At 43.1% G+C, this 13502-nt stretch carries 12 protein-coding genes and 1 tRNA gene; 10 read left to right on the top strand and 3 right to left on the bottom strand.

Translation table 11 applies throughout. The features are described from left to right. Positions 1–39 precede the first annotated feature (39 nt). The 5 genes from DFQ04_RS06505 (at position 40) to DFQ04_RS06525 (ending at position 5064) form a co-directional block, all read left to right on the top strand. Complete coding sequence (locus DFQ04_RS06505) at positions 40–1350, top strand: D-alanyl-D-alanine carboxypeptidase (protein ID WP_133553863.1); 1311 nt, start codon at positions 40–42, stop codon at positions 1348–1350. Position 1351: 1 nt separating this feature from the next. Continuing rightward, complete coding sequence (locus tag DFQ04_RS06510; protein ID WP_133553865.1) at positions 1352–3421, top strand: S9 family peptidase; 2070 nt, start codon at positions 1352–1354, stop codon at positions 3419–3421. 82 nt (positions 3422–3503) lie between these two features. Then, positions 3504–3893, top strand: a complete 390-nt coding sequence (gene gloA2 / locus DFQ04_RS06515) for an SMU1112c/YaeR family gloxylase I-like metalloprotein (RefSeq protein ID WP_133553867.1) — start codon at positions 3504–3506, stop codon at positions 3891–3893. Positions 3894–3895: 2 nt separating this feature from the next. After that, positions 3896–4321: a DUF1801 domain-containing protein gene (locus DFQ04_RS06520; protein WP_133553869.1), complete on the top strand. Its 426-nt coding sequence runs from the start codon at positions 3896–3898 to the stop codon at positions 4319–4321. Next, positions 4318–5064: a DUF1835 domain-containing protein gene (locus DFQ04_RS06525; RefSeq protein ID WP_133553871.1), complete on the top strand. Its 747-nt coding sequence runs from the start codon at positions 4318–4320 to the stop codon at positions 5062–5064. Before DFQ04_RS06520 ends, DFQ04_RS06525 begins: the two co-directional genes overlap by 4 nt. A 14-nt stretch (positions 5065–5078) precedes the next feature. Here DFQ04_RS06525 and DFQ04_RS06530 read toward each other — a convergent pair whose 3' ends face one another. From DFQ04_RS06530 to DFQ04_RS06540, 3 genes are all read right to left on the bottom strand, one after another. Further along, the gene (locus tag DFQ04_RS06530) at positions 5079–5675 is read right to left on the bottom strand and encodes a hypothetical protein (protein ID WP_133553873.1); all 597 of its coding nucleotides are present in this window, start codon (positions 5673–5675) and stop codon (positions 5079–5081) included. Positions 5676–5685: 10 nt separating this feature from the next. Further along, positions 5686–6171, bottom strand: coding sequence for an RNA polymerase sigma factor (locus tag DFQ04_RS06535; protein ID WP_133553875.1), 486 nt, complete (start codon positions 6169–6171; stop codon positions 5686–5688). A gap of 124 nt (positions 6172–6295) precedes the next feature. Beyond that, positions 6296–6368, bottom strand: a tRNA-Gly gene (locus DFQ04_RS06540). Positions 6369–6464: 96 nt separating this feature from the next. On the opposite strand from DFQ04_RS06540, the gene DFQ04_RS06545 reads away from it, so the two are divergent. The 5 genes from DFQ04_RS06545 (at position 6465) to DFQ04_RS06565 (ending at position 13484) form a co-directional block, all read left to right on the top strand. Continuing rightward, positions 6465–7445: a GSCFA domain-containing protein gene (locus DFQ04_RS06545; RefSeq protein ID WP_133553877.1), complete on the top strand. Its 981-nt coding sequence runs from the start codon at positions 6465–6467 to the stop codon at positions 7443–7445. 102 nt (positions 7446–7547) lie between these two features. Beyond that, the gene (locus tag DFQ04_RS06550; protein ID WP_133553879.1) at positions 7548–9572 is read left to right on the top strand and encodes a thioredoxin domain-containing protein; all 2025 of its coding nucleotides are present in this window, start codon (positions 7548–7550) and stop codon (positions 9570–9572) included. Between the two features lie 4 nt (positions 9573–9576). Then, positions 9577–12096, top strand: coding sequence for a replication restart helicase PriA (gene priA / locus DFQ04_RS06555; protein WP_133553881.1), 2520 nt, complete (start codon positions 9577–9579; stop codon positions 12094–12096). Positions 12097–12174: 78 nt separating this feature from the next. Then, positions 12175–12510 carry an L-rhamnose mutarotase gene (locus DFQ04_RS06560; RefSeq protein WP_133553883.1) on the top strand — a complete coding sequence of 112 codons (336 nt, stop codon included), beginning with the start codon at positions 12175–12177 and terminating at the stop codon, positions 12508–12510. A 56-nt stretch (positions 12511–12566) separates the two neighbouring features. Then, the gene (locus DFQ04_RS06565) at positions 12567–13484 is read left to right on the top strand and encodes an alpha/beta hydrolase (protein WP_133553886.1); all 918 of its coding nucleotides are present in this window, start codon (positions 12567–12569) and stop codon (positions 13482–13484) included. The last annotated feature ends 18 nt before the right edge of the window (positions 13485–13502 follow it).

Genomic DNA, 13502 nt, shown 5'->3' on the forward strand with positions numbered 1-13502 from the left:
CCATTCAGAATTCTGGATGGCTTTTTCTATTTTAAGGGAATGAAGAAATTTTCACTCTGGGTCATCGTTCTGGCCCTCTCCTCCTGTACCGTCCAGAAAATCAATTCCCAATTGAAAAAGTCCGAAGTTTTTTCTCAGGGGCACATGGGATTTATGCTTCAGGACCCTGGAAAGGAAAAAACCTTGGTAGAAATCAACGCTGACAAATACTTCATCCCCGCCTCCAATACCAAGATTTTCACTTTTTATACCTCCTATTCCATCTTGGGAGATGGCTTGGTCAATGGTTTAAATTATTTAGAAAGAGGGGATTCTCTGATCTTTTGGGGAACAGGCGATCCAAGTTTGCTTCATCCAGATCTGAAAAACGATCGTGCTATCGAATTCTTAAAGGCAAGCAATAAGAATCTTTACCTGTTAGATAATTTTAATCAGGTCTCTGCTTTCGGCCCTGGATGGTCCTGGGATTGGTATCCGTATTATTATGCTGCGGAGCGTTCTTCTTTTCCAATTTTTGGGAATATAGTTCGGTTTAAAAAAGACGCAGGAGAGCAGATTTTTTCAGTTTATCCCAATCGATTCAAGTCAGATCTTGAATCTATTCCCCAATTCGGCTCCTATCCCTTTTCTTTTTCAAGAAAAGAAAACTCAAACCGATTCCCCTATTTCCTGAGTGAGCAAGCTAAGGAGAATGCTTTCGAAGTGGATATTCCATTCATCACCTCAGCAGAATTGACAGAAAAACTTTTGGAAGAAGCTTCAGGAAAACCAATCACGCTCATCCAATCTTCAAAATACCTCCTCGAAGAACCCAAGAAACTTCTGTCCGCTCCTGCTGATAGCATCTATGCGCAAATGATGAAAATCAGCGACAACTTCCTCGCTGAGCAGCTGCTTCTATTGGTTTCGGATCAACTCAATAACTCCATCAGCACAGCGGATGCTATCGAATATGCTAAGGAAAATCTTCTGAAGGATTTACCAGATGAACCCATTTGGGTGGATGGTTCGGGGCTTTCTGCCCGAAACATGTTTACTCCAAGATCTATCATCGCCCTGCTGGGAAAAATCCGGGAGGAAGTCCCTTTGGAGAAAATCAAAGCCTATTTTCCTGCTGGTGGAGAATCCGGGACTATACGAAACTGGTACAAAGCCGATGAAGGCCAACCACCATACATCTATGCCAAGACTGGCTCACTGAGCATGACTACCGCGCTGAGTGGCTACTTACTTACCAAAAGCGGCAAAATTCTGCATTTCTCCTGCCTGCTAAACAATTACCAAATCCCAACCAATGACTTGAGAACGGAATTACAAAAGGTTCTCTATTTCATCCATGACCGCTATTGATATGAAAAAATCCCTCAGTTTCTTATTGCTCATTCTGCTCCCTTTTCTCCTAAATGCCCAATCCTTTACCATGGAGCAGATTGGGAAATTCAGTTTTCCATCGGAACTCATCTCCTCTCCTGTTGGCGAAAAAATCGCCTGGGCAATGTTTGAACAGGGGAAACGGAATGTCTATTTCGCAGGGGCTCCAGATTTCAACCCTGTTCGTCTTACTCAATTCAATGAGGATGACGGACAGGAAATTACTAGTTTAAGCTTTTCCCCTGATGGAAATTGGCTGGTATTTGTCAGAGGCGGAGACCATGGAGGATATCAATATTCCGGAACGGTAAATCCTGACAATCTTCCCATCCCTCCTAAAGTTGAAATCTGGAAAATCAACCTCAGTTCCAAAAAGACAGAAGTCGTAACCGAGGGAGAGGATATTTCCTTGGGATTTCCTGACCAACTTTCCTTTCTGAAGGGTGGACAAGTATGGTCCACAACTCTTAGCGGTTCAGAAAAACCTACCCAGCTTTTCCAAACCAAAGGAAACGTCAACTCCGCTGAGTATTCTCCAGATGGGAAAAAATTAGCTTTTACAGTCAATCGTGGGGGACATCAATTGCTGGGGATTTATGAAAATCAGAACACCCCAATTCAATGGATTGCTCCTTCTTTTCATCGATACATAAAGCCTACTTGGTCGCCTGATGGAAGCCAAATCGCTTTTTTCAAAGTATTGGGTGGAAATGGGGCAGCCCTTCCCCTACTCGAACCCAGACATGATCCTTGGGAAATCTGGGTAGAAGATGTAAAGTCTGGGGACGCAAAAATGCTTTGGAAAGCTCCAGAGACCTTGCGAGGATCTTTTAGAAATGGCTTTCTATCTTTTCCTAACACCAAAGAAATTGTCTTCGAATCTTATCACGAGGGTTGGCAGCATCTTTTTGCTTTAGATATCGCCAGTAAAAAAGTCCAGTCCCTGACGCCTGGAGAGTACATGGTAGAGCAGATTTCTTTAAGCAAAGATGGATCCCGAGTTGTTTTTTCAGCCAATACAGGTCCTGAAAAAGAAGACTTGGATAGAAGGCATATCGGGTCAATTGATTTATCTACCAAGAAACTGACTTGGGAAACTACAGGCCAAGGGATTGAGGCTTATCCCGTGGTTTTGGGCAATGAAGGAAAAATAGCTTACTTCTCAGCTACCACCCAGCGTCCTCATTTGGTTGCGGTTAAAACAGGTCAAGGATCAAAAATTCTTCAGGAATCGATCATCCCAGCCGATTTTCCTCAATCCAAATTAGTGACTCCTAAGCAAGTGAGCTTTTTGGCTTCTGATGGTACCCGGGTTTATGGCCAACTCTTTGAAAAAGAAGGTGGATCAGGGAAAAAGCCCGGGGTGGTTTTTGTCCATGGCGGACCTCAGCGGCAAATGCTTTTGGGTTGGAGCTACATGGATTATTATTCCAATACCTATGCCTACAATCAGTATCTGGCAGAAATGGGTTTTGTCGTCCTTTCAGTCAACTACCGCTTGGGAATCGGATATGGCTATGAATTTCATCGACCAGCCAATGCCTATCACCAAGGCGCTGTGGAATACCAAGACATCAAAGCTGGAGGAGAATTTCTTGCTGGCCTACCACAGGTAGATGGAGATAAAATTGGAATCTATGGAGGTAGCTATGGAGGTTATCTGACCTCACTGGCTTTAGCTAGAGATTCGGATTTATTCAAAGTCGGAGTAGATATTCATGGAGTTCATGATTTGGATAATCGATATGCTATTCCCGATGGGTTTGAGGTCGCACCTGATTATGAAAAAGCCAAGGAAATAGCTTGGAAGTCCTCTCCTATGGCAGACCTAGCCACTTGGAAAAGCCCTGTCCTTTTTATCCATGCAGATGATGACCGCAATGTCTATGTCAGCCAAACTTCTGATTTGATCAGAAGATTTGAGGAATTGAAAAAGCCTTATGAAGCCGTAATGATCCCGGGAGACACCCATCATTGGATGAAATGGAGCAACATGGTGCGAGTGGGAAACTTGACCGCAGACTTCCTGAAAAAACATTTAATGGATTAATTCTTTGTCCACAGACCACAGTCCACGGTCAACTGACCAAAGCAGTGGACTGTGGACCGTCGACTGTTGACTAAAAAATATCATGCTCCAACTCCAAAATCTCCACCATATCGCCATCATCTGCTCAGATTACGAGCGATCGAAAAAGTTCTACACCGAAGTTCTGGGATTCACCATTATCCAAGAGATCTATCGAAAAGAAAGAGATTCGTTCAAGTTGGATTTGGCGCTCAATGGGAACTACTTAATCGAACTATTTTCCTTTCCCAATCCTCCAAAGCGGGTTTCCAGACCTGAAGCTTGTGGCCTTCGGCATTTGGCTTTTGCTGTTGAGAATATTGAAAAAGAAGTGGCCAAACTTCATAACTTAGGTATCGAGGTTGAGGAAATCCGAATCGATGAATCCAGCGGAAAGAAATTCACCTTTTTCTCAGACCCAGATGATTTACCTATAGAACTTTACCAGCACTAATCATGTCCGAAAACAAAACTCAACCTACCGACGCCTCAGTGGATGATTTTATCAACCAAGTAGAATCCCCCAGCAAAAAAGAAGATGCTTTTATTCTCAAAAAAATGATGGAGGAAATCACCGGAGAAAAAGCCGTGATGTGGGGCCCTTCCATAATAGGATTTGGAAGCTACCATTACAAGTATGATTCAGGAAGAGAAGGAGATTTTTTAACAGTCGGGTTTTCACCCAGAAAATCGGCCATCTCTCTGTACATCATTGGCTGCATGCACCAGGATTTTGATTTTCCTATCGAAAAACTCGGAAAAGTAAAGACAGGGGCTTCTTGCATCTACATCAATAAACTTTCCTCCATCAATCAGGATGCGCTTCGGGAATTGATAGCCAAGGGATATCAGTACATGAAGTCGAAATACCCCAGTTCATGATTTATCATATTTTAAATGGGGATGCGCTTTTGGGAAAATTTCCGGAGGAAATTCCTGGAGAACGAATCTCCTTTCGAGAATGCTTGATCGATGGACCAGTCAAGGCAGAAAACTTAAAGGAATTCTGGGCTATCCGGGAAAAGTTCATTGCCAGCTCCTACCCTAATCCTGCAAATTTCAGCTACCAAAGCTATTCCCAAGCGGAATTAGAAAGAATTTTGCATATTCCAATCGACTCTAAAGTTTACTGTTGGTTTGAAGAAGATCTCTTTTGCCAGGTCAATTTATGGTTTGTTTTAAACCTACTTCAGGGGAAAAAGGTAGAGGTCTTTTTAGCCCTTCCTTATCCTGATTCACCTTACAATTTTACAGTTTTGAGCGACAAGGAATTGGTGGATTCCTACCTGCATAAAGCTCATTTCCTAAGTGAAAAAGAAAGAGAAATCCTTGCCAAGCTTTGGATTCATTACCAAAATCAGGACGTTTTTGAAGCACTGAAGATTGCAGACCTGTTTTTGGAAAGATTTCCATTCTTGAAGCCAGCCGTGGAAGCTTGGCGGGATATGATCCCTTTGGGTGATTTTCAAGGAAAACCAATCGAAACCCTAAAAGAAATTCAAAGAGAAACAGCTACATATGACTTTGGAAAGGTCTTTCAAGAATTTCAAAAAAGGCTTCCAAACTATGGATTTGGAGATACCCAGGTTCAAAGGATGTGGGAGACAATAAAAAAAGAGGGCTAAACGCCCTCTTCCATTCAAACTTCCAATTCTTTCAAAACCTGCTCCGAATTCGAGAGCGCCTTTTGGTATTTTTTCATCGTGACTTTGGTGAAAATATAGACCAAGATGACCCCAATTGGGACATAGACCATCCAAAATTGTCTACTGGAAAGTAGGTCGATTTTCCCAACCAATTCTGCCAAAGGTGGCAAAATACTGATAGCAAAAAGACCAGAAATGACCATGGCAAATCGCTGAACCTTCCAGAAGAAAATTCGATTTTTCGTGAATCGTTCCAGAATTTCAGCCGAGCTTCCTTCACTGATATCTATCCTCCCGAGTTTAAACAGGGAATAAAGACTCAGGATTGGCAATACTATCAACAGTGTCGTATTGAAAATTGACAAAACCTGATTCCAAGGCAATTCCAATTTTCCAATTTGGAAAATAAAAAAGCCTGCGTAAGCTAAGCAGATCACTGCTCCCAGTATTTCCGGTAGGTAGATACCTCCGAGTTTATTCAAATATTTTTTCTTCGTCATTTTCATGAGTAGTTCCTTTTTGATTTTTTCTTGTTTGTCGATTTGTTGGCTGTGCTCAGCCCAAAGCGATTTCATATCCTCGAGTTCCATGAGTTTTCGATTAGGCTTTGACTTCAGACCTTAATTTTTCCTTGATTCTGGACATCCGAGTGCCCACATTACTTACCGAAATCCCGGTGATCTCCGCAATTTCCGCCTGACTTTTTCCTTCCAAAAAGAGAAATATAATTCCTCGATCCAATAAGTTGAGTTGGCGGATATGCCGGTAAAGCACTTGGATTCGTTCCTCCAATTCAGGATCAGCTTCATCCTGAATATCCAATTTCAATCCTTCCATCGGCACCAACTGCACCTTTCTTTTCCTTTGGTTGAGATGGGTAATCGCCGTGTTCATTCCAATCCGATAAAGCCAAGTGCTTGTTTTGGAAGCCCCTTTAAACCGGTCAAAAGACTTCCAAGTCTGGTACACAATTTCCTGATAGAGATCTTGCTGCTCTTCAGTGTTTTGGGTGTAGATGGAAGAAATCTTGTAAATCAGTCCTTGATTTTCATGGATTAGATTTACAAATTCTTCTTCTTGGCTCATTGAATTGCTTTTGAACTATTAGTCTTTAGTCTGCTTAAAAAATCACAGGAAATCTTAAATATTTTTTAAAAAACTCATTTTCAAGGAAATAAAAAAGGACAGCAAACTTAATAGCTGTCCTCAGAGCGGGTAATGAGTCTCGAACTCACGACCTTCAGCTTGGGAAGCTGACGCTCTACCAACTGAGCTACACCCGCTTTCTAAAACGAATTTAGCAACATGGATTGGTAATTTTCAATCGACCAAAAACCTTTTTTCAAGCTCACCTCCATGATTTTCCTTAATTTCAAGCCATGTCTTGGTTTATAGATTTTCCTGTCCCTGAATCCCCCTTTCCCATTTCACATCAGAGTAAAATCCTGAGTTTGGGCTCCTGCTTTGCTCAGACAATTGGGCAGAAAATGGAGACCTCAAAGTTTGATATTTTGATCAATCCTTTTGGGACGATTTTTCATCCACTCAATTTGGCGGATTTGCTTGAAATGGCTGTAAATGAAAACTCACCCAATCTTCAAGGAATTCTGGAAAGGGATCAAAGCTTTTTTCATTACCAAGCCCATTCGGATCTCAGGGGAAAGACGAAAGAGGAGTTAATTGACCTTTTCCAATTTCAACTTCAGAAAACTAAAACCTATCTGTCAGAAGGCAGTCATCTCATTTTGACACTAGGAACCTCCTGGATTTACGAGTTGGATGGATATGGACCTGTGGCCAACTGCCATAAGCAGCCTCAAAAATTATTCAGGAAAAGGCTGACTACTATAGAAGAAATGGAAAAGGGCCTTGTTGGCATTTTACAAAAGGTTTTATCTCTAAATCCAAAGCTAAAAATAGTCCTAACAGTTAGTCCTGTTCGGCATATCAAAGACGGAATTCCAGAAAACCAGCTGAGCAAAAGCCTACTTCGTGTTCTTTGTTCAAATCTTGAAAATCAATTCGAATCGGTTTCCTATTTCCCTGCTTATGAAATCCTGATGGATGAACTCCGGGATTATAGATTTTATAAAAGTGATAGGATCCATCCTTCCGAAGAAGCTGAAAACTACATCTGGGAAAAATGGAAAAAAGCCATTTTTGATTCAGAGACTCAGGAAAAAGTCAAGGAAATCGAAAAAATCAACTTGGAGTTGGCGCATAGACCCATGAACCCCGACTCCGATTCTTACCGGAAATTTCTGGAAAACTTACTGGCTAAACTGGAACGATTGAATGGGGAATTTGATTTTTCAAGAGAAATTCAACTGATTGAAAACCGCCTTCATGGCTCCAATTAAATTCTCAATTTCAAATTTCATCATCAATCTTTGTCAGTCCGAGCGGAGTCGAGGACCCTTCGACTCCGCTCAGGGTGACTTAAAATTCCAATCCTTCAATACATGAATCGTCTCCTCCACTCTCAAAGCCCCTATCTCCTTCAACATGCTCATAATCCAGTGGATTGGTATCCTTGGGGACCGGAGGCATTGAAAAAGGCTGAAGTGGAAAATAAGCCAATTCTGGTTTCAATTGGTTATTCTGCCTGCCATTGGTGCCATGTGATGGAACGTGAAAGTTTCGAGGATGAAGTGACTGCAGAATTGATGAATGAGCACTTTGTCTGCATCAAAATCGACAGGGAAGAGAGACCCGACTTGGATAATATCTACATGGATGCAGTTCAGGCAATGGGCTTGCAGGGTGGCTGGCCTCTGAATGTCTTTCTGATGCCCAATCAAAAACCGTTTTACGGAGGAACCTATTTTCCCAATCTGAAATGGAAGCAGCTTTTGGCCAATATCGCGGATGCTTTTGCCAAACATGAAGACCAATTGGCTGAAAGTGCGGAAGGTTTTGGGAGAAGCTTGAGCCGAAAGGAAACAGAAAAGTATGGCATCGCTGCTGAGGAGACCGAACTTGATGCTGACGAATTGGTAGAAATTGTAACCAAGTTGAATTCACAATTTGATCCGGAATGGGGAGGAATGAACCGAATTCCCAAATTCCCCATGCCGGCTATCTGGCTTTTTACTCTGGACTATGCCCTCCTTTCAAAGCGGGAAGATTTGAAAGAGAAGGTGTTTTTCACCTTGAAAAAAATCGGAATGGGCGGAATCTACGATCAATTGCGTGGTGGCTTCGCCCGCTATTCCGTTGACGGGGAATGGTTTGCTCCGCATTTCGAAAAGATGCTCTATGACAATGGGCAACTTTTAGAGCTTTACTCCAAAGCTTATCAAGCCAGTCACGATTCATTTTTTCTGGAAAAAGTTAGGGAAACTGTAAATTGGCTGGAATCCGAAATGCTTCAAGGTGAAGGCGGTTTTCATGCAGCTCAAGATGCAGACAGCGAAGGCGAAGAAGGAAAATTCTATACCTGGACCTATGCCGAACTCCAAAGCTTGGTCGGGGATGAATTGCCTTGGCTTAGCAAACTATACAATTTAAAACCTCAGGGAAACTGGGAAAACGGAGTCAATATCCTCTTTCAAACTCAAAGCTACTACGAGGTAGCTTCAGAATTTGGTCTTTCGGAAGAGGAGCTCCTGAGCAAATTAGAGGTTGTCAAAAAGATCCTTTTAAAAGTCAGAAACCAACGAATATTCCCTGGAAAAGACGATAAGGTTTTAGCAGGTTGGAATGGAATCATGAGCGCGGGACTGATTCAGGCTTATCATGCCACTGGAGAATCGAAAATGCTAGATTTGGCTCTTCAAAACCTGGATTTCATTCAATCCAAAATGATGATTAATGGGGTTTTACATAGATCCTACAAGAACGGTCAGGCTTACACTCCGGCATTCCTTGAAGATTATGCAGCAATAATTCGGGCAAGTATTATGGCTTTTGAAAGCTCTGGAGAAAGCTCCTATTTGAACTTCGCCCAGGAACTCACCGACTTTTGCCTGGATCAGTTTTTTGATGAATCAGATGGCTTTTTCTTTTTCAATAATCCAAAAGCAGAAAAGTTGATAGCTAATAAAAAGGAGCTTTTTGACAATGTGATTCCTTCTTCAAATTCGGTCATGGCGAGAAATCTTCACCGATTAGGACTTTTGACCTATGAGGAAAAGTATTCTTCACTAGCCCTGAAAATGCTGGGCGGAATGAAAGAGCTCATCACCCGAGATCCGGGTTTCCTTTGCAATTGGGCGACTTTATATCTGGAGAATCTGGTTCCCAGTGCTGAAATCGCCATAGTCGGAAAGGGAGCAAAAGCCCTTGCTTTTAAATTTCAACAAGCTTACCTCCCCAATTCGGTTTTGGCCTGGTCGGAGACTTTGACAGAAAATGCCCCGATTCTTCAGGGAAAAACACCCGATTCAAATGGAAATGCCTTAATTTATGTTTGCTTCGATCGAGCCTGCCGACGTCCGGTAAGTTCCTTGGAAGAAGCCCTTACTCAATTACCCTATTTGGCCTGAATTGGTGGAAAGTCTCTTTGCAGATCAAGATTTTTTGGAAAAAAACAGCGGAAATAACTTCGCCGATATCATTCTGCCTGTTCCGATCCCGAGGATGTTTACCTACAGGATTCCCAAAAACTTCCAATCAGAAATTCAAATTGGACAGCGGGTCATTGTGCAGTTTGGAAAGAAAAAAATCCTAACCGGAATCATCGGTAAGGTTCACAACAAACCTCCCCAAGCCTACGAAGCCAAGCCCATTTTGGATATTCTGGATGTTCAACCCAGCGTCAATCCCTTGCAGATTCGGTTTTGGGTGTGGATGGCGGAATACTACTTCTGCCATATCGGGGAGGTGATGTTTGCGGCTTTGCCTTCTGGGCTTCGGCTTTCTTCAGAAAGTAAAATCCAGGCTAATCCTAACTTTGATCTGGAATCCAGCCCTTACCCTTTGGATACCCGTGAGGAATTAATTCTGGAAGCCTTGGAAAACCAGAATGAACTCAGCTACGAAGACTGCGAAAAAATCCTTGGAGTAAAAACCATTCACCCGATTCTAAAAAGCCTGGTAGCCAAGGAGGCCATTTTGATTTTTGAGAAAGTTCAGGAAAAGTATACTCCAAAAGTAGAAACAAGAATTCGTCTGGTCCCTGCCATTGCCAAAGACAAAAACGCCCTCCAAGCGGTTTTCGAGGCTGTTCAAGGCAAACCCAAGCAAGAATCCATTCTACTGAAATACCTCAGGGATATTCCGGTTTTCAACAAACCCCATCTGAATGAAAAAGGGCTGGATAAAGCCACTCTTTTGGAAGAGGGTGACTCAGAAAGCTCATTGAAAACCCTGATCAAAAATGGAGTTTTCGAATCTTTCAAATTGGTGGTAAACCGGATCGAGGAGGAGGAACCTGAGCGGGAAGCCTCTGCCCTGTCCTCTACCCAGCAGGCGGCTTTGGAGGAAATCAAAACCCATTTCGAAACCAAACAATCCGTGCTTTTGCATGGGGTGACGGGTTCGGGAAAAACAGAAATCTACATCAAGCTGATTCAGGAAGTTTTGGAAAGTGGATCTCAGGTTTTGCTTTTATTACCTGAAATCGCGCTGACTACGCAGATCGTGAGTCGATTGAAGCAAGTCTTCGGGTCCCAAATGGGAGTTTACCATTCCAAATATTCTGACAACGAACGGGTGGAAGTTTGGAATGGAGTCCTCTCAGGACGTTTTACTTTTGTAGTAGGTGTACGATCTTCTATTTTCCTGCCATTTGATAGTTTAGGGTTAGTGATTATCGACGAGGAGCACGAGCCAAGCTACAAGCAGTTTGATCCTGCGCCTAGATTTCATGCCCGGGATGCAGCGATCATGCTGGCCTATTTTCATCAGGCTCGAACACTTTTGGGTTCGGCTACACCTTCCTTTGAGACCTATTTCAATGCCACTCAGGGCAAATACGGTTATGTGCAAATCAGCCATCGCTTTGGTGAGGCAAGTATGCCTGAGTACCATTTGGCTAATCTTTCTGCAGACCGAAAGAAAAACCTGCTCAAACTGGATTCGACTCGACTGCTTCGGGAAAAGATCCAAAATGCGCTGGAAAACCAACAACAGATTATCATTTTCCAAAATCGCCGGGGCTACTCCCCTTATGTCCAATGTGAAGATTGTGGCTGGGCTGCAGAATGCGTGCAGTGCGATGTCAGCTTGACCTATCATCAGTTCGCAGAGGAGCTTCGCTGCCACTACTGTGGCTACAAGGAAAAAGTCCCTCAGACTTGTCCAGCATGCGGTAGTTCCCAACTGAGCACTCAAGGCATGGGTACCGAGCGAATTGAGGAATCCTTGAGTTTGCTTTTTCCAGAAGCCAGGATGGGAAGGATGGATTTGGATACGACTCGAAATAAATATGGCTATCAGCGCTTATTGGATGAGTTTGCTGCAGGGCAGATCGATATTTTGGTGGGGACTCAGATGATTACCAAAGGACTGGATTTTGGCAAGGTGACTGTGGTAGGGATTTGGGATGGAGATAGAATTTTGAATTTTCCTGATTTCCGGGCCGGAGAAAGAGCCTATCAGCAAATCACCCAAGTGGCAGGAAGGGCTGGACGTAGAGATATTAAAGGGCAGGTAATAATTCAAACCCGAAACCCAGAAAATGACCTCTTTGAAAAGGTAATTCGGGGAGATTACTTCGAGTTTTTCCGACAGGAAATGTTTGATAGGAAAAAGTTTTTCTATCCCCCTTTTGTGAAACTGGTCAAAATCACGACCAGACACACCGATTTTAAAGTAGCTGAAAAGGCTGCCCATGCCCTGCATCATCAGATGGCTAATCTGCCAGTTAAAAAAATTGTTCTGGGCCCGGAAAAAGGAATCATCGCCAGAATCAAAAACCAATACCAGTTTGAGAGCTTGATTAAACTGGATAAGGCCGGAAATACACAGTCCGTATTCAAAGAGGGCCTAAGCAAAATTTTGGAGGAATTACAATCGGTGCCCGAGTTTAGGTCTGTCCGCTGGATCGTGGATGTGGATCCGAATTGATCCATTCCTTTTTTGAAACATTAGGAAAGAATTTTGGGATTTTTTCGGTTTATTGAAGCTTATTCCTGTGTCCATTTCATGCAAACTTTCCTCCTAATCTGTGACCTAAAAGACGAACCAGAAGCCATTCAAGCGTATGTGGATTGCCACAAGGCAGTAGCTCCTGAAATCCTGGAAAGTATTCGAATGGCAGGAGTTCTTCAAATGAGTATTTACCGCTGGAGAAATAGACTGAGCATGATCATGATCACGGAGGATGACTTCAGCTTTGAGAAAAAAGCCGCCTTGGATAATGCCAACCCGAAAGTTCAGGAATGGGAAGCCTTTCTAGGACAATACCAAACCAATCTTCCCGGGACCCCAGCCAATTGGAGATGGGCGTTGACTGAGAAGATTTTTGAGTTTAAAGTGTAATGTCCGATGTCGGATTTGAGATATGTGATTTTAGAATTTAGAATGCCTTTTATGCTATGAAAAAACCCTTTCTAACCCTAGCCTTGATGCTCTTGTCTATCCTGACTTTTGCCCAAAATTATACCCTCCCCCTTTGGGTAGGCACTCCCCCACTTCAGAATCCATCCGATCTCAAGGAAGAGGCAACTCAACAAGGAATACTTCGAATTGCCAATGTGCAAATTCCAACGATAGAAGTTTACCTGCCAACCAAACAGATCGCAACAGGTGACGCTGTGGTGATTTTTCCGGGTGGTGGTTATGGAATCCTAGCCTATGACTGGGAAGGAACTGATTTTGCCAAATGGCTCAATGCCCAAGGAATAGCAGGAATTGTAGTCAAATATCGACTTCCAATTTCCAAGTCTTTAACAGATCCAAAAGAGGTTCCTCTAATGGATGCTCAGCGGGCCATTCGCCTTGTCCGACAAAATGCTGAGGTATGGAATATCAATCCTTCTAAAGTTGGGGTGATGGGATTCTCAGCCGGAGGCCACTTAGCTTCCACCGTGAGTACGCAATATTCTCATGAGGTAAATCGTCCAAAGGACGCCATTGACGCCCTTTCGGCAAGACCTGATTTTTCGATTTTGGTTTATCCGGTGATTTCCTTCCGGGATGCAGCAGTTCATTCGGGTTCAAGGAAAAATCTAATCGGAGAAAATGCCTCGCAAGAGTTGATGGATCGCTTTTCAGGAGAACTCAATGTCAATGCTGAAACACCTCCAACATTCTTGGTTCATGCTCAAGACGATAAAGGGGTGCCGATTGAAAATTCCTTGCTCTACTTTCAAGCCCTTCATAAAAATGGAGTCAAGGCTTCCTTGCATATCTACCCAAGCGGAGGACATGGCTTCAGCTTTGGCTTAGGAAAAGGAGCTGTGGAAGGCTGGAGAGAGGTGCTATTGGCTTGGATGAAAGAGACGGTTCAGTAGGCAGTTGGCAGTCGGCAG

The sequence above is a fragment of the Algoriphagus boseongensis genome (genome assembly GCF_004362805.1).
GTDB lineage: Bacteria > Bacteroidota > Bacteroidia > Cytophagales > Cyclobacteriaceae > Algoriphagus > Algoriphagus boseongensis.

Coding starts and splice junctions, on each gene's coding strand:
- DFQ04_RS06505 (WP_133553863.1), top strand. CDS start 40: ATGAAGAAATTTTCACTCTGGGTCATCGTTCTGGCCCTCTCCTCCTGT.
- DFQ04_RS06510 (WP_133553865.1), top strand. CDS start 1,352: ATGAAAAAATCCCTCAGTTTCTTATTGCTCATTCTGCTCCCTTTTCTC.
- gloA2 (WP_133553867.1), top strand. CDS start 3,504: ATGCTCCAACTCCAAAATCTCCACCATATCGCCATCATCTGCTCAGAT.
- DFQ04_RS06520 (WP_133553869.1), top strand. CDS start 3,896: ATGTCCGAAAACAAAACTCAACCTACCGACGCCTCAGTGGATGATTTT.
- DFQ04_RS06525 (WP_133553871.1), top strand. CDS start 4,318: ATGATTTATCATATTTTAAATGGGGATGCGCTTTTGGGAAAATTTCCG.
- DFQ04_RS06530 (WP_133553873.1), bottom strand. CDS start 5,675: ATGGAACTCGAGGATATGAAATCGCTTTGGGCTGAGCACAGCCAACAA.
- DFQ04_RS06535 (WP_133553875.1), bottom strand. CDS start 6,171: ATGAGCCAAGAAGAAGAATTTGTAAATCTAATCCATGAAAATCAAGGA.
- DFQ04_RS06545 (WP_133553877.1), top strand. CDS start 6,465: ATGTCTTGGTTTATAGATTTTCCTGTCCCTGAATCCCCCTTTCCCATT.
- DFQ04_RS06550 (WP_133553879.1), top strand. CDS start 7,548: ATGAATCGTCTCCTCCACTCTCAAAGCCCCTATCTCCTTCAACATGCT.
- DFQ04_RS06560 (WP_133553883.1), top strand. CDS start 12,175: ATGCAAACTTTCCTCCTAATCTGTGACCTAAAAGACGAACCAGAAGCC.
- DFQ04_RS06565 (WP_133553886.1), top strand. CDS start 12,567: ATGAAAAAACCCTTTCTAACCCTAGCCTTGATGCTCTTGTCTATCCTG.